20 protein-coding genes and 1 pseudogene are annotated in these 21,233 nt (G+C 69.0%); 16 read left to right on the top strand and 5 right to left on the bottom strand.

The genetic code is table 11. The features are described from left to right. Window positions 1–6 precede the first annotated feature (6 nt). Together EV648_RS29185 and EV648_RS29180 are read right to left on the bottom strand one after the other, a co-directional pair. Entirely contained in the window at window positions 7–1,176 is a 1,170-nt protein-coding gene (locus EV648_RS29185; RefSeq protein WP_132298342.1) for a glycosyl hydrolase, read from the bottom strand. 42 nt (window positions 1,177–1,218) lie between these two features. Next, on the bottom strand, window positions 1,219–2,241 hold the full coding sequence (locus tag EV648_RS29180; protein ID WP_132298341.1) for a LacI family DNA-binding transcriptional regulator: 1,023 nt from the start codon (window positions 2,239–2,241) through the stop codon (window positions 1,219–1,221). A 95-nt stretch (window positions 2,242–2,336) separates the two neighbouring features. Between EV648_RS29180 and EV648_RS29175 the strand changes: the two genes are divergently transcribed. The 6 genes and pseudogenes from EV648_RS29175 (at window position 2,337) to EV648_RS29155 (ending at window position 7,135) form a co-directional block, all read left to right on the top strand. Next, the gene (locus tag EV648_RS29175; RefSeq protein WP_132298340.1) at window positions 2,337–3,629 is read left to right on the top strand and encodes a sugar ABC transporter substrate-binding protein; all 1,293 of its coding nucleotides are present in this window, start codon (window positions 2,337–2,339) and stop codon (window positions 3,627–3,629) included. 5 nt (window positions 3,630–3,634) lie between these two features. Continuing rightward, the gene (locus EV648_RS29170) at window positions 3,635–4,513 is read left to right on the top strand and encodes a carbohydrate ABC transporter permease (RefSeq protein ID WP_132298339.1); all 879 of its coding nucleotides are present in this window, start codon (window positions 3,635–3,637) and stop codon (window positions 4,511–4,513) included. After that, window positions 4,510–5,433, top strand: coding sequence for a carbohydrate ABC transporter permease (locus tag EV648_RS29165; RefSeq protein ID WP_132298338.1), 924 nt, complete (start codon window positions 4,510–4,512; stop codon window positions 5,431–5,433). Before EV648_RS29170 ends, EV648_RS29165 begins: the two co-directional genes overlap by 4 nt. Before the next feature lie 5 nt (window positions 5,434–5,438). Then, window positions 5,439–5,780: pseudogene (locus EV648_RS44330) on the top strand (glycosyl hydrolase family 18 protein); the annotation flags it as partial. 208 nt (window positions 5,781–5,988) lie between these two features. Continuing rightward, window positions 5,989–6,582 carry a discoidin domain-containing protein gene (locus EV648_RS44325; protein WP_241995686.1) on the top strand — a complete coding sequence of 198 codons (594 nt, stop codon included), beginning with the start codon at window positions 5,989–5,991 and terminating at the stop codon, window positions 6,580–6,582. Window positions 6,583–6,859: 277 nt separating this feature from the next. After that, window positions 6,860–7,135 (top strand): YggT family protein, encoded by a 276-nt coding sequence (locus tag EV648_RS29155; RefSeq protein ID WP_132298337.1) that lies wholly within the window; start codon window positions 6,860–6,862, stop codon window positions 7,133–7,135. A gap of 113 nt (window positions 7,136–7,248) precedes the next feature. Here EV648_RS29155 and EV648_RS29150 read toward each other — a convergent pair whose 3' ends face one another. Continuing rightward, window positions 7,249–7,677, bottom strand: a complete 429-nt coding sequence (locus EV648_RS29150) for a DUF1844 domain-containing protein (protein WP_241995685.1) — start codon at window positions 7,675–7,677, stop codon at window positions 7,249–7,251. Between the two features lie 298 nt (window positions 7,678–7,975). Here EV648_RS29150 and infC point away from each other — a divergent pair, with 298 nt between their 5' ends. From infC to EV648_RS29100, 10 genes are all read left to right on the top strand, one after another. Further along, on the top strand, window positions 7,976–8,701 hold the full coding sequence (gene infC, locus EV648_RS29145; protein ID WP_132298336.1) for a translation initiation factor IF-3: 726 nt from the start codon (window positions 7,976–7,978) through the stop codon (window positions 8,699–8,701). A 72-nt stretch (window positions 8,702–8,773) separates the two neighbouring features. Continuing rightward, complete coding sequence (gene rpmI, locus EV648_RS29140; protein WP_020390993.1) at window positions 8,774–8,968, top strand: 50S ribosomal protein L35; 195 nt, start codon at window positions 8,774–8,776, stop codon at window positions 8,966–8,968. Window positions 8,969–9,063: 95 nt separating this feature from the next. Continuing rightward, a complete protein-coding gene (gene rplT / locus EV648_RS29135; protein WP_132196459.1) occupies window positions 9,064–9,453 on the top strand; it encodes a 50S ribosomal protein L20 in 390 nt (129 codons plus the stop codon). 34 nt (window positions 9,454–9,487) lie between these two features. Then, complete coding sequence (locus tag EV648_RS29130; protein ID WP_132298335.1) at window positions 9,488–10,306, top strand: RNA methyltransferase; 819 nt, start codon at window positions 9,488–9,490, stop codon at window positions 10,304–10,306. Then, a complete protein-coding gene (locus EV648_RS29125) occupies window positions 10,303–11,229 on the top strand; it encodes a CehA/McbA family metallohydrolase (protein ID WP_132298334.1) in 927 nt (308 codons plus the stop codon). Before EV648_RS29130 ends, EV648_RS29125 begins: the two co-directional genes overlap by 4 nt. Before the next feature lie 161 nt (window positions 11,230–11,390). Beyond that, on the top strand, window positions 11,391–12,500 hold the full coding sequence (pheS, locus tag EV648_RS29120; protein WP_132298333.1) for a phenylalanine--tRNA ligase subunit alpha: 1,110 nt from the start codon (window positions 11,391–11,393) through the stop codon (window positions 12,498–12,500). Then, the gene (pheT, locus tag EV648_RS29115; RefSeq protein ID WP_132298332.1) at window positions 12,500–15,043 is read left to right on the top strand and encodes a phenylalanine--tRNA ligase subunit beta; all 2,544 of its coding nucleotides are present in this window, start codon (window positions 12,500–12,502) and stop codon (window positions 15,041–15,043) included. The genes pheS and pheT overlap by 1 nt, the downstream gene beginning before the upstream one ends. An 18-nt stretch (window positions 15,044–15,061) precedes the next feature. Beyond that, window positions 15,062–16,603, top strand: coding sequence for a gamma-glutamyltransferase (locus EV648_RS29110; RefSeq protein WP_132298331.1), 1,542 nt, complete (start codon window positions 15,062–15,064; stop codon window positions 16,601–16,603). Window positions 16,604–16,695: 92 nt separating this feature from the next. After that, window positions 16,696–17,667 carry a glycosyltransferase family 2 protein gene (locus tag EV648_RS29105; protein ID WP_132298330.1) on the top strand — a complete coding sequence of 324 codons (972 nt, stop codon included), beginning with the start codon at window positions 16,696–16,698 and terminating at the stop codon, window positions 17,665–17,667. Continuing rightward, window positions 17,664–19,997, top strand: a complete 2,334-nt coding sequence (locus EV648_RS29100) for a hypothetical protein (protein WP_241995684.1) — start codon at window positions 17,664–17,666, stop codon at window positions 19,995–19,997. The genes EV648_RS29105 and EV648_RS29100 overlap by 4 nt, the downstream gene beginning before the upstream one ends. 68 nt (window positions 19,998–20,065) lie before the next feature. On the opposite strand, the gene EV648_RS29095 is transcribed toward EV648_RS29100, so the two are convergent. Continuing rightward, on the bottom strand, window positions 20,066–20,614 hold the full coding sequence (locus EV648_RS29095; RefSeq protein WP_132298329.1) for a dihydrofolate reductase family protein: 549 nt from the start codon (window positions 20,612–20,614) through the stop codon (window positions 20,066–20,068). Next, entirely contained in the window at window positions 20,602–21,213 is a 612-nt protein-coding gene (locus tag EV648_RS29090; protein WP_241995683.1) for a GNAT family N-acetyltransferase, read from the bottom strand. The genes EV648_RS29095 and EV648_RS29090 overlap by 13 nt, the downstream gene beginning before the upstream one ends. Between the last annotated feature and the right edge of the window lie 20 nt (window positions 21,214–21,233).

The raw sequence follows: 21,233 nt of genomic DNA, 5'->3' as shown, positions 1-21,233 counted from the left end.
CTGTTGTCAGGACGGAAGGGAGATGCGGACCGGGCCTTCCGCGCGGGCTGCCACCCAGGTGAGGTGGAATTCGCTGCCGGGGGCGATCTCGGCTCGGCGGTGCGGCTCCGTGCGTAGGTTCACCGGGCTCGTCAGCGTGGTCGCCTGCTGCGGGCTGACTCCGGCGGACCGGATCTCGGCGATCACGTCGGCGAGCGCCTGCGCGGCCGGCTTGCGCTGGTGGTCCACGGTGAAGAGCCCGAGGTCATACTCCCGGTCCGGGAAGTCCAGTAGCCGCCGGTCGATGTCGTGCGACGACCACCAGGTGACGCCCCACAGCGCCGGGTTGTGCACCACCAGCTCGACCGTACGGCGGGTGAACTCCGCCTGGAGGTCCACCGGGATGTCAGGACCCGGTACGCCGATCTCCTGCAGCCAGACGGGTCGCGCCCGGTCGAGCGAGGTGGCCGCCGCGAGCTCGACCAGGTAGTCCGCGTGGGTCAGGGTCGCCGGGCCGAGCGGCCCGTCCACTCGGGAGACCCCGTTGAAAACCCACGAGTGGACGGTGCTCAGCTCTCCCAGGTCGACCACGTCGACCGGCAGGAACGGGTGGTCCGGTTTGTACCAGGCGTCGTCGAAGACCGAGTGCAGCGCGAGGAGCCCGGGCGCCGCCTCCTTCACCGCTGCGAGCAGGTCCCGTGCCCAACTGGTCGAGCTCGCCGGGGTGGTGGAGCTGTCCGGCCAGAGGTTGTTCACCTCGTTCCCGAGGGTGATCGCGAAGACGTTGGGCCGGCCGGCCACCGCGCGCGCCACGGTCTCGACGTACGCCGTCAGGCCGGCGCGGACGGTGTCGCTCTCGAACAGGCTGCTGCGGTGCCAGGTAAGCACCCAGGACGGCAGGAAGTCGAAGCTCGACAGGTGGCCCTGGATCAGGTCGACCGCGACGCCCAGGCCGTGCTCGGCGGCCGCGTCGATCAGGTCGAGCAGGTCCTCGATCGCGTGCTCACGGATGATCGCCCGGTTCGGCTGGATCCACGGCCAGACCGGGAACACCCGGACGTGGTCCAGCCCGAGTCCGGCGAGGTCGGCGAAGTCGCGCCGGACCGCGGCGCCGTCGTAGTCGAGCCAGCTGTAGAACCACCCGGACGACGGGACGTAGTTCGCGCCGAACCGTGGCGTGCCGGGATCCGAGAGCATGACAGGGATGCTAAATCGGTTTAGCGAATTTCGCCAACCGGGTCATGACGACGCCGGCGGGGCGGTGGACTCGCGGACGGTCAGCACCGGGTCGGCGGTGCGCTTGTTGACCACCGTGGCCGGGTCGGCGATCACCTCGAGCAGCACTTCGGCCGCCTGCCGGCCGAACTCGAAGGTGTCCCTGGACAGCGCGGTCAGCGCCGGGTGCATCAGCTGGGTCAGGATCGAGTCGTCGAACGCGACGATGGACAGATCGCCCGGCACCGAGACGCCCATCTCCATCGCGACGCCGAGCCCGGCCACCGCCATCACGTCGCTGTCGTAGACGATCGCGGTCGGCCGGACCGCCTGGGAGAGCAGCTTGCGGGTGGTGGCGGCGCCCTCGGCGTCGCTGAAGTCGGTGGTCAGCGACGGGGCGTCGATCAGGCCGAGCCGGGGCGCGGCATCGCGGACCGCGCGGATCCGGCGCTGGGTGTGCTGGAAGTTCGGCGTGCCGGCCACGTGCGCGATCCGGCGGTGGCCGAGCGCGGCCAGGTACTCCACGATCGACAGCATCGCGTCCCGGTCGTCGGCCCAGACCGAGGCGAGCGCGCCCTTGCCGCCACGGCCGCCGATCACCACCGCGGGCAGTTCCAGCTCCCGCAGGGCCTCGATTCTGGGATCTTTCACGGTCAGGTCGACCAGGATGACGCCGTCCACCCGGTGCTCCGACGACCAGCGCCGGTATACCTCGATCTCGGCGGCGGTGTCCTCGACGATCAGCAGTTGCAGCGAGATCGCGTGCGCGGACAGCCCGGACTGCAGGCCGGACAACAGGTGCGCGAAGAAGGGTTCGACGCCGAGCGTGCGGGCCGGTCGGGCGATCACCAGGCCGACCGAGTCGACCCGGGACGCACCGAGCGCCCGCGCGGCGCTGTGCGGTCGCCAGCTCATCTGCTCGGCGATCTGCAGGATCCTGGCGCGGGTCGCGTCGCTGACCCCGGGACGCCCGTTCAGCGCGAACGAGACGGCCCCCTTCGACACCCCGGCGCGATCGGCGATGTCCGAGATCGTCGGTCTGGCCATGGCCCCTCCCTTCGTCGAACTTTCCCCTTGACAGCGGATTCTACGATGTGGATAGTGCAGGAGCTATACCGGTTTATCACTTCAGGAGAAAACCTATGCGTAGTCGTCGTCTGACCCCGGTGGCAGCTCTTGCCGTCGCGGCCCTCACTCTCGCCGGTTGTGGCCTCGGCTCCTCCGACGACACGTCGTCCGGCAGCCAGCCCACTGTCGATGCGAACGCCAAGGTGACGGGCGAGGTCAGTTTCCAGACCTGGGCGCTGAAGCCCAAGTTCACCTCGTACGTCGAAGGCGTGATCAAGGCCTTCGAGGCGAAGTACCCGGGCACCAAGGTGACCTGGCTGGACCAGCCGGGTGACGGCTACGACAAGAAGGTGCTGAGCCAGGCGTCCGCGGGTCAGTTGCCCGACGTGACCAACCTGCCGCCGGAGTTCGCGCTGCCGCTGGCCAAGCAGAACCTGCTGCTCGACGTCTCCGCCGCCGACCCGGCCGTGAAGACCGACTACGTCGAGGGCGGCCTCACGGCGTACCAGTACAACGGGCTGAACGGCACGTTCGGCTACCCGTGGTACCTGAACACCGACATCGACTACTGGAACTCGACCAAGTTCGCCGCGGCCGGACTGGACGCGAAGAACCCACCGAAGACCTTCGACGAGCTGCTCGCCGCCGCCAAGGTGATCCACGACAAGTCCGGCGGCAAGGAGTACCTGATGAGCCGGCTGCCCGGCATCGGCGACTTCACCAACGCGGGCGTCAAGATCGTCTCGGACGACGGCAAGAAGTTCACCTTCAACACCCCGGAGGCGGTCGCCCTGCTGGACAAGTACCGCGACGCCTACAAGGCCGGGTACCTGCCGCGCGACATCCTGACCCAGGAGTACCTGGGCAACTCCAAGCTCTTCACCCAGGGCAAGGTGGCCTGGACCACCGGCGGCGGCAACGCGATCGTCGACTTCCAGAAGGACAACCCGTCGCTGAAGGGCAAGGTCGTCCCGTCGCCGGCGCTCGACACCCCGCCGCTGTATGTGCAGGGCCTGTCGGTCTCGTCGAAGAGCAAGAACCAGGCGGCCGCGATCGCGCTGGCCCGGTTCGTCACCAACGCCGAGAACCAGGCCGCGTTCGCCAAGATCGTCAACATCTTCCCCAGCACCAAGGCGTCCGCGAACGACCCGTACTTCTCCAAGAGCGACGGGACCGTCGAGAGTGACGCGAAGGTGCTCGCCTTCGAGTCGCTGGCCAAGGCGAAGTCGCTGCAGCCGGCCGTGATCAGCGGCGCGACGAACGACTTCATCAACCAGCAGATCTCGCTCGCGATCGCCGGCAAGGTCACCTCGCAGCAGGCCCTCGACGCCGCGGTGGCGAAGGCCGACCAGCTGCTCGCCCAGTAACCGCGATGCGCTACCACCGGTGGTTCTCCCCCTGGGTGCTGGTCGTCCCGGCACTCGCCTGGTTGCTGGTGTTCAACCTGTGGCCGTCGATCAACACCGTGATCCTGTCGTTCACCAACGCCAGGCCGATCGGCGGCGGGACCTTCGTCGGGCTGAAGAACTTCGAGGCTCTGCTGCACGACGAACAGCTGCGCTATGCGTTGCTGAACAGCGTCATCTACATGATCGTCTGCCTGCCGCTGCTGACGATCCTGCCGTTGGCGCTGGCGGTCCTGGTGGAGAAGAAGCTGCCCGGGATCACGTTCTTCCGGACGGCCTTCTACACGCCGGTGGTGGCGTCCGCGGTGGTGGTGGCGCTGATCTGGCAGTGGATCCTGGACGATCGCGGCCTGGTCAACGGCCTGGCCGAGAAGCTGGGCGTGATCTCCGGGCCGCTGCCGTTCCTGTCCGACCAGTGGCTGCTGCTGTTCAGCGCGATCAGCCTGACCGTGTGGAAGGGTCTCGGCTACTACATGATCATCTACCTGGCCGCGCTGGGGAACGTCGGCCGTGAGCTGCACGAGGCCGCGGCCGTCGACGGTGCGAGCGCATTCCGGCGGTTCACCAACATCACCATCCCCGGAGTACGTGGCACGATGATCCTGGTCGCCATCCTGATCTCGGTGTCGGCCCTGCGGGTCTTCTCCGAGCTCTTCATCCTCAGCGGCGGCAACGGCGGTCCGGGCGGCCGCGACAGCTCCGTGGTGATGCTGATCCAGCAGTACAGCCAGGGCTTCGAGGGCAACCTCGGCTACGCCTCCGCGCTGTCGATCGTGCTGTTCTTCGTCACCGTGGTCCCGATGCTGGCTCTGGCCCGGCTCAACCGGAAGGCGGCGGACGCATGACCGTTGTGACCGACCCCGCGCGGCCGGTCGCAGTACCGGAGCCTTCTGGTACTGCGAACCGGCGGCGGCGTAAGGGTGGGACGTTCGGGTTCAACACCGTCTCGCCGCGGGAGAAGGTGGTCCGGTACGTGCTGCTGGTGGTCGTCCTGCTGATCACCATCGGGCCGTTCCTGTGGCAGTTGTCCACCTCGCTGAAGGGATCGGGCGAGGACATCTACACCCGGATCCCGCGGTTGCTGCCGGCCCAGCCGACGCTGTCGCACTACGGCGAGGTGGCCGACACCATCCCGGTCTGGGACTACGCCCGAAACTCGCTGGTCGTCGCCGTACTGGTTGTCGGGGGCAACATCATCGGGGCCTCGCTGGCCGGGTTCGCGTTGTCCCGGCTGCAGTTCAAGGGCCGCCGGATCGTGCTCGGGTTGTTCCTGGCCACGCTGGTGCTGCCGGGCGAGGTGACGATCATCTCGCAGTACGTCACGGTCCGGGAGTTCGGCCTGGCGAACACGCTGTTCGGCGTCGCGCTGCCCGGGATGATCGGCGCGCTGAACGTGCTGCTGATGTACAACGCGTTCCGCTCGCTGCCGGTCGAGGTGGACCAGGCGGCGATCGTGGACGGCGCGAACGTCTGGCAGCGGTTCGTCTACATCGGGCTGCCGAGTGTGCGCGGAACGATCAGCGTGGTGGCGATCTTCGCCTTCATCGGCGCCTGGGACGACTTCCTCTGGCCGCTGATCGTGCTGACCGACCCGGACAAGTACACCCTGACCGTCGGACTGCAGTACCTGTCCGGCACCTTCAGCAACAACCCCCGGCTGATCGCCGCGGGCACGATGATCGCGTTCATCCCGATCGTGATCGTGTTCGCGACGTTGCAACGGTTCTTCTTCAAAGGCGTGGAGGAGGGCGCCGTCAAGGGCTGAACGGCGTGTACGTGTCGCCGAAGGCGCTGACCGACAACAACACCGGCGTCACCAACGTGCTGGTCGGCGCGATCCACCTCGATCCCGACGTCGTGCACCTCAACGACGATCCGCCGGAGGCTGCCAAGTTCACCCGGATGTGGGCGGACCTGCACGCCATGCAGGCCAAGGGCGTCAAGGTGTCGGCCTTCGTCGGCGGCGCCGCGCAGGGGAGTTTCCAGCGGCTCGACACCGAGTTCGACAAGTACTACCCGCGGCTGAAGAACCTCGTCACGACGTACGGGCTGGACGGTCTGGACCTGGACGTCGAGGAGAACATGTCGCAGGCCGGCATCAACCGGCTGATCGACCAGTTGACCACGGACTTCGGCACCGGCTTCATCATCACGCTCGCGCCGGTGGCGACCGCGTTGAGCGGCGGCGGCAACCTGTCCGCGTTCAACTACGAGACGCTCGAGCACCACCGGCTACGACAACATCATCAACCGCGGCCTGTTCACCCCGGCCAAGGTCGTCACCGGCGTCGTCACGAACTCGGCGAACTGCGGCGGCTACGTGGCCCTGCCGACACTGAAGAACACGCTGGCCTCGCTGGTCGCGAAGTACCCGACCTTCGGCGGCGTCGACGGCTGGGAGTACTTCAACTCCGACCCGGGCGGCACGGCGGCCCCCTGGAAGTGGGCGCGCGAGATGACGTCCGCCATGTCCGGCGGCACCGGCGGCCCGGTCAACCTGGCCCTGAACAAGCCAGCCGCCGGGTCCGCGGCCTGTGCCTCTTCCGAAGGCCCGGCCAAGGCGGTCAACGGCAGCGTCACCGGCGGCAACTCGGACAAGTTCTGCACGCTGGCCGCGTCGAAGTACCTCCAGGTCGACCTCGGCTCCGCACAGTCGATCGGCAAGGTCGAGATCTCCCACGCCGAGGCAGGCGGCGAATCCGCCACCTTCAACACCCGCGCCTTCACCCTCCAGACCTCCACCAACGGCTCCTCCTGGACCACCCGAGCCACCATCACCAACAACACCGCCGCCGTCACCACCACCCACACCTTCGTCGGCGTCTCAGCCCGCTACGTCCGCCTGAACATCACCACCCCGACTCAATCGACCGACCCAGCCGCCCGAATCTACGAACTGAAAGCCTTCGCCTGACCAACCTCCGAGCGGCCCGGCCCCACCACCGGGCCGCTCCCGTACCCGCCTCACGGGCGGTCGGGCTGGCCGCGGGCTTCACAGTTAGTGCTCCGCCACCCATCCGGCAGGCGCTTCGAGGTGTCCCGCGGGACTTCGACCTTTGCCACCGAAGCCGGTGGGGCGACGGCTGGACCTGATAGTCGGCTAAGAAGACTGCGAGAGGGACACTCCCGGGGTGGTCGGGGCGTTGATAATGGTGAGACGGCCGGCGTGGCCCTTACGGAGGAGTTCGGTCATGAGCATCATCGGAGCCCTGATCGGGTATGCGTTGACGGCGTTCATCCTGCTGCTGATCGTGCGGATGGTGCTGGACTGGACAGGTGTGGTGGCGAACGGCGCCCAGTGGGCGGGCCGGGCGCGCTCAATCACTCACACCTGGACCGAGCCGGTGCTCGCGCCGGCGCGACGGGTGATCCGGCCGATCAGGGCCGGCGGACTGTCGATCGACCTGGCCTTCACAGTCGTCTTCATCGCCGCCCTCATCCTCCGCTCAATAGCCTTCAGCCTGTAACCGCCACCCCCGCGCGGACCGCGGTACTGCGCAAGCCCCTCTCACGCGCTACTCCACCCAGATCCCACCCGGTGAGCAGGCGCTCATTCGTGGATCCCGGGTAGGGCGTAGTGCTAGCGGCGGCGGGCGGCGGCCGGGTGGACTTCGCCGGTGTACTTCTCGCCGGGGCCGGCGCCTGGTTCGTCGGGGATGGTGGAGGCTTCCTTGAAGGCGAGCTGGAGGGAGCGGAGGCCGTCGCGCAAGGGGGCGGCGTGGTGGTGGCCGAGGCTCAGGGCGGAGGCGTCGAGGAGGCCGGCCAGCGCGTCGATCAGGGAGCGGGCCTCGTCCAGGTCTTTGTGTTCGGGGAGGTCCTCGGCCAGGCCGAGGTTGACGGCGGCGGCGCTCATCAGATGGAGGGCCGCGGTCGAGATGATCTCCACGCTCGGTACCTCGGCGATGTCACGCGACACCGTCGACATCGGATCCACCCGCGACTGCCCGGAAGGCTGCTCGGCGGGCTGTGTGGGGGCCGGATCTGGCGAAGTGGAGACTGGGTCGGTCATGCTGCTACTCTTGCATGGCGACCGACCCGGTCCAGCGGTGACCCCTGAGCGGAATACTCGAGGGCTGCCGGTGGTTCGAGTCTAAGCGGAGGGCCACCTCCCACCCAGTCGATGGAAAGTCGGCGGGTCCCGGTCACGCCGAGGTTCACTCCGGTTCAGGCCGGTGGACAGCGGCGATCGTACGGCGTATCTCCCCTCAGCGGGGTGGGACCGTCGTCGATCTGGGAATTGGGCCTTCGTGTGGACGCACGGAGGCCATTCGTCGTTTCAGGGCGAGATCCGCCGCGCGAACACTCAGGTGGCACCAATAAAAACGAACAACCCAGGAGGACCCATCACCATTGAACTGCGCGTCAACGAGCGCATCCGCGTTCCTGAGGTGCGCCTGGTCGGACCGAACGGTGAGCAGGTAGGCATCGTCCGGATCGAGGACGCACTTCGGTTGGCACAGGAAGCCGATCTCGACCTGGTCGAGGTTGCGGCCACGGCACGTCCGCCGGTCTGCAAGCTGATGGATTTCGGCAAGTACAAGTACGAGACCGCGCAGAAGGCGCGCGAGTCACGCCGGAACCAGACCAACACCGTCATCAAAGAGATGAAGCTGCGGCCGAAGATCGACCCGCACGACTACGAGACCAAGAAGGGTCACGTCGTTCGGTTCCTGCGTGCCGGTGACAAGGTCAAGATCACCATCATGTTCCGCGGTCGTGAGCAGTCCCGCCCCGAGCTGGGCTTCCGGCTGCTGCAGCGGCTGGCCGAGGACGTCAGCGAGCTCGGCTTCGTCGAGTCGTCGCCGCGTCAGGACGGCCGGAACATGATCATGGTGCTCGGACCGCACAAGAAGAAGTCCGAGGCGCGCGTGGACGTGGAAGCCGAGAAGGCCAAGAAGGTCGCCGAGCACGAGGCCGAGCAGGAGGCCGAGCGCAAGGAGCGTGCTGAGCAGTTGCAGCAGCACGAGGCCGAGAAGGCCGCCGGCGCCACGAAGAAGCCGAAGGGTCCGGCAGACAACCTCGATCCGGAGTGATGGTGCGCTCCGGCCCGCGAGGCCGGAGCCTTCACCCGTCGAGTCAACGAAAGAAACCAGGAGTACATAGCCATGCCGAAGATGAAGACCCACTCGGGGATGAAGAAGCGCATCCGGATCACGGGTTCGGGCAAGCTGCGTCGCGAGCAGACCGGCAAGCGCCACCTCGCCGAGGCGAAGTCGACCAAGCGCAAGCGTCGCCTGTCCGGCACCGTCGAGGTCGCTCCGTCGCACGTCAAGAAGGCCAAGAAGCTCCTCGGTATCTGAGCCTGCCGCTTGCGGTCTTACCGCAGTCCACACCCCCGAACACCCCGCCGGGTGGACCACCTTCTCCGGCGCAGAAATACAAGGAGTAACACCTCATGGCACGCGTGAAGCGGGCGGTCAACGCCCACAAGAAGCGCCGGGTCGTACTCGAGCAGGCCAGCGGTTACCGCGGCCAGCGCTCGCGGCTGTACCGCAAGGCCAAGGAACAGGTCACCCACTCGCTCGTCTACGCCTACCGTGACCGCAAGGCGCGCAAGGGCGACTTCCGCAAGCTGTGGATCCAGCGGATCAACGCCGCGGCTCGCGCCGAGGGCCTGACCTACAACCGCCTCATCCAGGGTCTTCGCCTGGCCGAGGTCGAGGTCGACCGCAAGATCCTGGCCGACCTGGCGGTCAACGACGCGCCCGCGTTCTCCGCGCTGGTGGCACTGGCGAAGGCGGCTCTGCCGGCCGACCTGAACGCCAAGAGCGACGCCGCGGCCTGAGCCGCAGCGATCCAGTAGCAAAGCAAGCACCGAAGTGGCGAGCCCAGGTCTGCTGACCGCGCAATCCGTGCGGATCAAGCAGGCCCGGAGGCTCGCCACTCGTGCGTTCCGGCGCAAGACCGGCCGCTTCCTGGTCGAGGGACCGCAGGCGGTCCGGGAGGCGCTCGAGCACCGCGAACTGGTGCTCGAGGTGTACGCCGAACCCGACGTGGCCACCCGGCACCGCGACCTGCGGGACCTGGCGGCCGCCGCGGACGTCCCGTGGTACGACGTGAACCGGGCTGCCGTCGAGGCGCTGAGCGAAACGGTCACCTCACAAGGGGTTGTCGCCGTCTGCCAGCTGGTCGACGTGCCGCTCGACCAGGCCGTACTGCGAACCGCGAGCCTGGTGGCCGTCGGCGTCCAGGTGCGCGACCCGGGCAACGCCGGGACCCTGATCCGTACGGCGGACGCGGCCGGCGCGGATGCCGTCGTACTGTCGGCGGAGTCGGTGGATCCGCACAACCCGAAGGCGGTCCGGGCCAGCGTGGGCAGCCTGTTCCACCTGCCGATCGCGGTCGAGGCGGACGTGGTGACGGCCGCGAAGACCTGGCGGGAGCAGGGCCTGCAGGTGCTCGCCGCCGACGGGTACGGCAGCTCCGACCTGGACGAGTGCATCGACGACGGGACGCTGGCCAAGCCGACGGTCTGGTTGTTCGGCAACGAGGCGCACGGCCTGCCCGACGGCTTCGACGCGATCGTCGACCGCTCGGTGAAGGTCCCGATCTACGGCCGCGCCGAGAGCCTCAACCTGGCCACCGCGGCCGCCGTCTGCCTCTACGCCTCAGCCCGCGCGCAGCGGCGTACCGGATGACTGGTCTGCCCTTCGACCGGCCCGGTCGCTTCTGGCGCGGCAATCTGCACACGCACTCGAACCGGTCCGACGGAGCGCTGTCCCCCGAGGAGACGGTGAGTCACTACCGGGACGCGGGCTACGACTTCCTGGCGATCACCGACCACTTCCGGGCCGAGTACGCCTTCCCACTGACGGACACCAGGTCGCTGCGCGCACCCGGCTTCAGCACTCTGCTCGGAGCCGAGCTGCACGCCCTACGCACCGAGACGGGATCCTCGTGGCACATCGTCGCGGTGGGTCTGCCCTTGGACTTCCGGCCTCCAGAACCCGGCGAGAGCGGGCCGCAGCTGGCGCGCCGGGCACGGGCCGAGGGTGCGTTCATCGGCATGGCCCATCCTTCGGCATCGCTGCTCACCGCTGCCGACGCCGCGAGTCTGGACGCCGCCCACGCGGTCGAGATCTACAACGCCCTCGCGGATCGCGAAGACCGGGGTGACAGCTGGCACCTGACCGACGTCCTGCTCAACCGGGGTCACCGACTCACCGCCTACGCCGCCGATGACGCACACTTGCAGCCCCAGGATCCGCCGCCTTGTGCGGCCTGGGTCCAGGTACGCGCCGAATCCCTCGAGCCGGGGCCTCTACTCTCGGCGCTCAAGGCGGGGCACTTCTACTCCACTACCGGTCCCGAGCTGCACGATGTCCGCCTTGACGACGGTCTGGTCAAGGTGCGGTGCTCGCCCGCGCGCAAGGTGCTCCTCACCGGCGGCGTCCCCGGTGCGCAGGTGGTTCAGGGCACTGCGCTGACGGAGTGCTCACTGTCCGTGGAGATGTTCCAGGGCGGGTACTGCCGGGTCACCGTCGAGGACGCCGCCGGCGGCCGGGCGTGGAGCAATCCGATCCATCTGACCCGCGAGCCCGCCAGCTCGGCCGGACTGTAGCGTTCCCCTTCGGACCGCCGGCGGCGCATCGGGGCTCAGCAGGAGCGGGCGTCGGAGGCCGCGTAGGGGTGTCCTGTGGACGACCGATTCACGCTCCGGCGCCGGGGGTTCCTAGACTGCCTTGAGCAGTTCCAGGAATCCGCGACCCCGGAAAGAGAGCCATGTCCGGTCCCAACAAGAACTACGACCCCGTCGAGGTCACGCCTCTGCATGCCGACGAGGTCGAACGGACGCGCGACGAGGCTCTTGACGCCTTCGCCAAGGCGGCCGACCTGGCCGCGCTGCAGGAGGCGAAGCTCGCTCATCTGGGGGACCGGTCGCCGATCGCGCTGGCGAACCGTGAGATCGGGGCGCTGCCGCCGCAGGGGCGCAAGGAGGCCGGGCAGCGGATCGGCTCCGCCCGCAAGGCGATCAACGAGGCATTCGCGGCTCGGCTCGCCATCCTCGAGGCCGAGCACGAGGAGCGGATGCTGGCCACCGAGCGCGTCGACGTGACGCTGCCGTGGCACACCCCCGAGCTCGGCGCGCGGCACCCGCTGTCGCTGATCTCCGAGCAGATCGCCGACGTCTTCACCGCGCTCGGCTGGGACGTCGCCGAAGGGCCCGAGGTCGAGGCCGAGTGGCTGAACTTCGACGCGCTGAACTTCCAGCCCGACCACCCGGCGCGGCAGATGCAGGACACCTTCTTCGTCGACCCGCCCGGGTCCGGGACGGTACTGCGGACCCACACCTCGCCGGTGCAGGCGCGGACGATGCTGACCCGCAAGCCGCCGATCTACGTGATCTGCCCGGGCCGGGTGTTCCGCACCGACGAGCTGGACGCGACGCACACGCCCGTCTTCTACCAGGTCGAGGGCCTGGTGGTGGACGAAGGAATCACGCTGGCACACCTCAAGGGCACCCTGGACCACTTCGTCCAGTCGATGTTCGGCGAAGGGCTGGAGGCGCGGCTGCGGCCGAACTTCTTCCCGTTCACCGAGCCGTCCGCCGAGGTCGACCTGAAGTGCTTCGTCTGCCGTGGCGCGTCCGTCGGCAACCCGGACCGCCCCTGCCGCACCTGTGGCAGCGAGGGCTGGATCGAGTGGGGCGGCTGCGGTGTGGTGAACCCGCGGGTGCTGCAGGCGGCCGGCATCGACACCGATCGGTACTCCGGGTTCGCGTTCGGGATGGGGTTGGAGCGCACGTTGATGTTCCGCAACGGCGTCCAGGACATGCGGGACATGGTCGAGGGTGATGTGCGGTTCAGCCGCCAGTTCGGGATGGAGATCTGATGCGGGTCCCACTGTCATGGCTTCGTGAGTACGTCGAGCTGCCCGCCGGGGTGACCGGCCGGGACGTCGGCGAGAAGCTGGTTCGCGCCGGGCTCGAGGTCGAGACCGTGGACGAGGCGGGTGCGGGGCTGACCGGGCCGCTGGTGGTCGGCAAGGTGCTCAGCTACGAGCCGGAGCCGCAGAAGAACGGCAAGACCATCCGCTGGACCTCCCTCGACATCGGCAAGGACGAGCCGCAGTGGGTCGTCTGCGGTGCGGACAACTACGCGGTCGGCGACCTGGTCGTCGTCGTGCTGCCGGGTGCGGTGCTGCCCGGTGGTTTCGCGATCTCCGCGCGCAAGACCTACGGCCACGTCTCGAACGGGATGATCTGCTCGAGCTCCGAGCTGGGCCTCGGCGACGACGGCGCGCACGGCATCGTCGTGCTCGAGCCGGGCGAGGCGACGCCGGGCGACGACGCGATCGAGCTGCTCCAGCTGCGCGACGACGTGCTCGACATCGCGGTGACCCCGGATCGCGGCTACTGCCTGTCGATCCGTGGCGTCGCCCGCGAGGCCGCCACGGCGTACGGGGTGGAGTTGAAGGACCCGGCGGCGTTGACCGTGACCGGGGCGGAGACCGGTGGCTACCCGGTGCGGGTGGACGACGCGCAGGCGAACAGCGTCTTCGTCACCAGGACCGTGACCGGGATCGACCCGAAGGCACCGTCGCCGCGCTGGTTGCAGCAGCGGCTGGTGATGGCGGGGATGCGGCCGATCTCGATCGGTGTCGACGTGACCAACTACGTGATGCTCGAGCTGGGCCAGCCGATCCACGGCTACGACAAGGACCGGCTGTCCGGCGAGATCGTGGTCCGGCGGGCGACCGCCGGCGAGAAGCTGATGACGCTGGACGACCAGACCCGCGAGCTGGACCCCGAGGACCTGCTGATCACGGACGATTCCGGACCGATCGGCATCGCCGGTGTGATGGGCGGCGCGTCTACCGAGATCTCGGAGTCGACCAGCGACGTGGTGATCGAGGCGGCGCACTTCGACCCGGTCGTGATCGCCCGTTCGTCGCGCCGGCACAAGCTGTCGTCCGAGGCGTCCCGCCGGTTCGAGCGCGAGGTCGACCCGGCCCTGCCGCGGTACGCCGCGCAGCGGGTCGCCGACCTGTTGGCCGAGCTGGCCGGCGGCACGATCCAGTCCGACGAGACCGTCATCGACACCCAGTCGGCGCCGAGCCCGGTGACACTGCGGGCGGACCACGCCGCGCTGGTGGCGGGCGCGCCGATCTCGGTCGAGGAGTCGGTCCGGCATCTGGTCTCGGTGGGCTGCGAGGTCACCGAGGTTGCCGAGGGCAACGGTACTGCGACGCCCGCGCCGCTGGCCGTGACGGCCGGCAGCGCGGCGGACGCCGGGCTGCTGACGGTGACGCCGCCGTCGTGGCGGCCGGATCTGCGGGATCCGAACGACTTCGCCGAAGAGGTCATCAGGCTGTTCGGTTACGACAACGTGCCGTCGATCCTGCCGCCCGCTCCGGGTGGTCAGGGCCTGACGGTGGCGCAGCGCCGCCGCCGGCGGATCGCGACCGCTCTGGTCGGCGCCGGGCTGACCGAGGTCGTGTCGTACCCGTTCGTGGGTGACGCCGACTTCGACGCGATGGGCCTGCCCGCGGACGATCAACGCCGGAAGACGGTCCGGCTGGCGAACCCGCTGTCGGACGAGGAGCCGTCGATGCAGACGACGCTGCTGCCGACGGTACTGCGGACCGCCGAGCGCAACGTCGGTCGCGGCGCCACCGACCTGGCGATCTTCCAGACCGGCCTGGTCTTCCTGCCGCGCCCGGACGCCAAGCCCGCGCCGCTGCCGTCCGTCGCGCAGCGCCCGAGCGACGCAGAGATCCAGGCACTGAACGACGCGCTGCCGGACCAGCCGCTCCATCTCGCGGTGGTGCTGACCGGTTCGCGGACCCCCTCCGGCTGGTGGGGCAAGGGCCAGCCCGCAGGCTGGGCGGACGCCGTACAGGTGGCTCGGACGGTTTCCGACGCGGTCGGCGTGGAGCCGGTACTGCGGAACGTGGAGCTCGCGCCCTGGCATCCCGGCCGGTGTGCCGAGGTGTCCGTCGACGGCAAGGTCGTTGGTCACGCCGGTGAGCTGCACCCGAAGGTCTGCCAGGCCTTCGGTCTGCCGGCCCGGTCGAGCGCGGTCGAGCTCGACCTGGAGGCGTTGATGGCGGCCGCGCCGTCGTCGATCGTGGCGGACCCGTTCTCGTCGTACCCGGTGGCCAAGGAGGACGTGGCGCTGATCGTGCCGGCCGACGCTTCGGCGGCGGATGTGCGGGCGGCGCTGGCCGAGGGCGCGGGGGAGTTGCTGGAGTCGATCCGGCTCTTCGACGTCTACACCGGCGAGCAGATCGGCGAGGGGAAGAAGTCGCTCGCGTTCGCGCTGCGCTTCCGTGCTCCGGACCGGACGCTCACCGAGACCGAGGTCGCGGCGGCCCGCCAGGCCGCGGTACAGGTGACCGTCGACCGCTTCGGCGCCGTCCAGCGCGTCGGCTGACAGGCCGGGGAACGACCGATGACGAATCCCAGGGTCGCGGTGGCCGCGCCCAACGCGGCGGCGGCCGAGGCCGGCGTCCGGCTCGCGGCCGAGGGCGGTAACGCGGTCGACGCCGCGATCGCCGCGACCCTGGTGACGATGGTGAACGAGATCGGCGTCGTCTCGCCGGCCTCGGGTGGCTTCGTCACCCTGCAGGTGGCCGGCGGCGAGCCCGTCACCATCGACGGCTGGGTGGAGATGCCGGGCCGCGGGTTGACTGGCGACAGATTCGGCCGCGGCGTCTGGGACGTCACCACCGACTACGGCGGCGGTACCACGACCACCGTCGGGCACGGGTCCGTCGCCACGCCCGGCGGGATGAAGGCCCTCGACCTCGCGCACCGGCGGTCCGGCAAGGCGCCGTGGAGCGAGGTGGTCCGGCCCGCGATCGAGGTCGCCCGGCAGGGGTTCCCGCTGAGCCGGACATCGGGCTACTACCTCGGCTACACCCACGAGATCATCTTCGGCTGGCACCGGCCGAGCCACGGGGTCGTGCACGACGACGACGGCGTGGTGATCAAGGCGGGCACGAACGTGGTGATCCCCGAGCTCGCCGAGGCACTCGAGCTGATCGCCTCGGCCGGCGCGGAGACCATGTACACCGGGGAGCTCGCCGAGCTGCTCGTCCGCGACATGGCCGACAACGAGGGCATCTTGACCGCGGAGGACCTCGCGGCGTACGAGGCGATCGTGCGGCCGGCGCTGACCGTCCGGCAGAACGGCTGGACCCTCGCGACGAACCCGCCGCCGGCTGTCGGCGGTGTCGCGGTCGCCGCGATGCTCGCCCTGCTGGACGGGATTCCGAAGCAGGGCAGCTGGCGTCCGGACGAGCTGGAGCGGCTGGTCGACGTCCAGCACGCCGTACTGGGTCAGCGCCTCGCCGAGCTGGGCGTGGAGGACGTGCGCCGGCTCGAAGCGCAGAAGGTGCTCGACCTCGCGGCCGCCGGAGACCTGCGCGCGCTCAGTTCCCCCAGTACTGCGACCGTCTCGGTGGTCGACGACGAAGGTGACGCCTGCGCGATCACGGTGTCGTCCGGGTACGGCTCGGGCGTGATGACGCCGGGCACCGGTATCTGGCTGAACAACGCGCTCGGCGAGCAGGAACTCGTGCACGGCGGCCCGCACAGCCTCGCGCCGGGCACCCGGCTGACCTCGAACATGGCGCCGAGCGTGGCCCGCCGCGACGGCGACGGCGCCGTATTGGCGATCAGCTCGCCCGGGTCCGACCGGATCCCGACCGCGATCGCCCAGGTCTACGCGCTCTACACGCACGGCGGCCTGTCCCTCGAAGAGGCGGTGGAGCACCCGCGGCTGCACGTCCGGGTCCGCGAGAACGTGGTGGTCGACTTCGAGGAGGACCTCGAGGTCGAGGGTGCGAGCAACCTCCCGGTCCGGCCGATGCCACCGCACTCGATGTATTTCGGCGGGGTCGCGGCGGCCTTCTGGGACCCGGCCGACGGACTGCTCGCGGTCGGCGACCCGCGGCGCACCGGAGCGATCGCGGTGTCGCCGCAGACCTGAGACCTGCTACTTTCGCCCGGCCGCATCAAATCGGCTGCCAAGCCGTTGCCCTGGGCATTCACGCGACACCAGAGCCAGGAGGACAGCCGGACATGGGGGACCCCGAACTCTCCGTCGTCGTGCCGATGTACGACGAGGAAGACGTGCTGCCGATCTTCTTCGAGCGGATGCGCCCGCTGCTCGACGGACTCGACATCGGCTACGAGCTGCTGGTGGTCGACGACGGCAGCCGGGACGCGACCGCGTCGATGCTGCTCGCCGCGGCGACCGACTGGCCCGAGCTCCGGGTCGTCCGCCTGCTCCGCAACTCCGGTCACCAGGCCGCGCAGTCCGCGGGGTTCCGCCGAGCCCGCGGCCGCTACCTGGTCACCATCGACGCCGATCTCCAGGATCCGCCTGAGTTGATCGCCGACTTCCTCGCCACCGCGCGGGAGAAGGACGTCGACGTCGTGTACGGCGTGCGCTCCGACCGGTCGAGTGACTCCTGGGCCAAGCGGACCACGGCTCGCATGTACTACCGGCTGATGTGTCGCCTGGTCGGCAAGGACATCCCGTTCGACGCGGCCGACTTCCGGCTCGTCTCCCGTCGGGTCGTGGATACCGTCAACGCGTTGCCCGAGGACGGCCGGGTCTTCCGGCTGGTGATCCCGTGGCTCGGGTTTCCGAGCGCGGAGGTGAAGTTCGTTCGCGCCGAGCGGGCGGCGGGCGTGACGAAGTACAACTGGTCGAAGATGTTCCGGCTGGCCTTCGACAGCGTGACGGCGTTCTCGGCCGCTCCGCTCCGGCTGGCCACCTGGCTCGGGCTGCTCGGCGGGCTGCTCTCCGTCGCGGTGGTGGTCGCCGCCCTGATCATCAAGCTGTCGGGCAACAGCGTTCCGGGCTGGACGTCCACCGTGCTGGCGGTCGGGGTGATCGGCGCGATCCAGCTGCTCTGCCTGGGGTTGCTGGGTGAGTACGTGGCGAGGCTGTTCCAGTCGAGCCAGCGACGACCGCAGTTCCTGGTCGGCTACGACAGCCTCGAGGACCCGGGCCACCAAACGCTCGACGAGGTCGCGAATAGATGAACCTCGCCCTGGTCTCCCGTGACCGGCCCCGCACGTACAGAGCGGACGTCAGCCACGGGACATCGGCCCGGTTGTTGCCGTGGTTGCTGCCGTTCTTGGTCGCTGTGATCTCCCTGCTCTCGCTCGACGTCCCGCTCGGCCCGATCGCGAAGTACACCCTGTACTTCGCTCTGGCGGTCGCAATGCCGGGAATCCTGATCCTGCGGGGGTTGTGGCGCAGTACGGGGAACTGGGCGGAGGACTTCGGGCTCGGGTCGGCCGTCGGGGCCGTGTACCAACTAGCCGGCTGGGCGATCTTCACGGCGCTCGGCTGGCAAGGGTGGCTGATGGTGTGGCCCGCGCTGGCGCTCATCGCGTTCGCGGTGCTGCCACGGCTGCGGAAGTACTGGCGGATCGCGGAACCCCGGCCGCTGCCCTTGTGGTGGACCTGGGGCATGGTGATCGCCGCGGCCGTGCTGCTCGGCGGGACCGTGCTCGGCGCGATGAAGTACCACCCGCCGCCGCCGGACGGCACGTCGTACTACCAGGATCTGCTGTACCACCTGTCGATGCTGAGCGAGCTGACCCGCTCGGTGCCTCCGCAGCTGCCACAGGTGGCGGGGGAGTCGCTGGACTACCACTGGTTCCCGAACGCCGACATGGCCGCCTCGGTCGACATCACCAAGCTCTCGCCGATCATCGTGCTCTATCGGCTCTGGCTGGTGCCGCAAGTGTTGGTGGCGCTGCTGGTCTTCGCGACGCTGGCCCGGACGGTGAGCCGCGCGTGGTGGACCGGAGTACTGGCGGCGGCTGCTCTGGCCGGGCCGAACCTGTTTCTGTTCATCGACACCAGCGTGAACCTGTCGCCACCGTTGAGCCTGCTGAGCCCGTCGCAGACGTTCGGGATGACGGCCGGGGTCGTGGCCGGGATCTTCCTGATCGACTTGCTCATCCGAGGTGCCGGCGGCAAGGGCTTGTGGCTGCTGGCGTTGACGGTCGCCGTCGTCGGCGGTGGTTCCAAGCCGACGATCCTGCCGATCCTGGTCGGCGCGGTCGGGTTGCCGGCGCTCTTGCTGCTGATCCGCGATCGCCGGCTGCCCTGGCGGTTCATCGCGGCTGGTTCGCTGCTGGTCGCTGCCGCGGTCGGCACCATGGTCACGGTCGCCGGCAGCACCAGCGGGTCGGGGCTGCAACTCCTCGCCGTGGTGAAGACCCAGGGCGGCTACCTCGCGGCGACCAAGGACCCGACCCAGCCAGGGGCGGGTGGAGTGATCCTCCCTGCGTTGACGTCGGGCAGCGTGCTGTCCATCGGCGGCGCCGTCGTGGTCACGGTCCTGTTGCTGACCTGGCAACTGCTGGCCGTCGCCGGGTACACCCTGCTCGCCAGGCGCGAACTGCGGCGCGATCCGCTCGGCTGGTTCCTGCTCGGCGCGCTGATCGCGGGGTGGGCCGGCTACCTCGTGATCGACCATCCGTCGGTCAGCGAGGGGTACTTCGTGTACAGCGTCGTGCCGTTCAGCCTCGCCGCGACGGGTTGGCTGCTGGCGACCTGGACCCGCGCCTACGCACCGCCCTTCCGGCGAGCGGCGTTGCTCAAGATCGCGGCGGTGGCGGTTCTGCTCGGTGCGGTCTTCGCCTTCATCCTGTTGACCACGGACGAGACTCCCCGGGGCTCGCAGTTGCATCGGATCCTGCTCGTCGGGCGGCCGCTGATCGCAGTCTTCGCCCTGACCTGCGCGCTGGTGCTCGTCTGGTTCCGGTTGGCGAAGAGCAGACCGGCGATGGCCGGCCTCGGCGGCATCCTCGTCCTGCTGACGGTACTGGTGGTGCCGGCGGCAAGGACCTTCGAGCAGAACCTGCATCTCAACGGTGGCCAGCAGGCGCAGACCTACACCTCCGCGCGCTGGTGGGTCTATCCGGACGAGCAGGACGCAGCCCTCTGGCTGGCGAAGAACTCCGCGCCGACGGACATCGTTGCCTCCAACACCTGGTGCCGTCCGGCCACGCAACAAGGCCCGGGCTGCGACGCCCGCGGCTACATCGTCAGCGGGATCGCCGGCCGCCGCACCTTCATCGAGGGCTGGGGCTACACCTCGCAGGCGATGGTGAACCAGGGCGTCGGCGGCAAGCCGTACACCCAGCAGCCCTCGCCCTGGCCGGACCGGGTAGCGCTGACGAATCAGGCACTCTACGAACCGACAGCGGCTGTCCTGCACCGGCTCCGCGACGAGTACCACGTCCGCTGGCTGTACGCCGATCTCTTCGGCGGACCGGTGTCTCCCGAGCTCGACAAGCTGGCCGTGCTCCGACACAGCGGGCAGTGGGTCCGGATCTACGAACTCACGCGCTGATCCCGCGCGTACCGGGTCGCCGACACCAATGGCATGACGGTGGTGAGGTCGCGTGCGCTGGTCGTCGGTCAGCTTGTCCGGTAGCGCAGCAAAACGATGCCGGAGCGAAACGGCAGGGTCTGGACCAGCTTCAGGCGAGCGGTCCCGTCCTCGAACAACCGGCGCCCCTTGCCGACCACCGTCGGATAGACGAACAGCCGGTACTCGTCGACCAGATCCGCGGCGATGAGTTCGTGCACGAGCCGGATGCTGCCGGTGGTGACGATGTCCTCGCCCGGCTGCTCCTTGAGCTTCCGGACCTCGTCCCGCACCGCGCCCCGCAGTACGGTCGTGTGCTCCCACTGCGGATCCTGCAGCGTGCTGGACACGACGTACTTCGAAACCGCGTTGAGGTAGTCGGTGATGCCGGTCGGGTCGTCGGTCTGCAGCGGCCAGAAGCCCCGCATGTCCTCGAACGTGCGGCGCCCAACCAGGAACGCGTCGGCGGCCTCGCGCTGGCGGGTGATCTCCGCGATCAGATCGGCCGAGTCCACGCCGTCCGCAGGGTCGAACCACCCGTCCGCCGCTTCGATCACCCCGTCGAGGGTGACGTTCTGGGTGACGATCAGATCCCGCATTGGCCAACCTCCCGGCCTCGATTGAGGTCGGTGACCAGCATGAGCTCGTCGCGGTAGTCGTCGGAGGCGACGCGGACCGCGCGGGGGTGGTTGCCGACGATCCGGTAGCCGAGGCGCTGGTAGAACTCCTCGAGGCTGTTGCCGTCGCGGATGGTGAGCTGGAGCTGCTCCAGGCCGAGGTCGACAGCCGACTGGCGCAGCCCGTTCATCAGCAGCCGCCCGGCCCCGCCACCCTGGTACTTCGGATGCACCATCACGCGCAGCACGGTCCGCCAGTGCTGACTGAGCGGACCCTCCTTGCCAACCAGCAAACCCATCCCGACGTACCGCTCGCCGTTGTGCAGCACGCCGAGCAGATCCTTGCCACCGGCGACCCGCTCCAGCGCCAGATCAAGCGTCCCCGCAACCAGGTGCACCGGCGCAGGCGCAGTGAACCCAACACTCCCACCGGCATCTGTAGCCGCGATCCAGGTATCCAACAAATCCGCCCGCAATCCCGGGTCCGACACCCCGTCCGGATCAATCACGACGTACTCCACAGAACCCTCCCAAATGCGACTGACTTGCAGAAAGCCTAAACCCTCGAACGACTGCTCCACCCGCCAGCCACAGTGGCTAC

This window comes from Kribbella sp. VKM Ac-2568, from assembly GCF_004345365.1.
GTDB lineage: Bacteria > Actinomycetota > Actinomycetes > Propionibacteriales > Kribbellaceae > Kribbella > Kribbella orskensis.
Note: the sequence above shows the minus strand (reverse complement) of the source record. Positions and strands in the feature narration are given on the sequence as shown.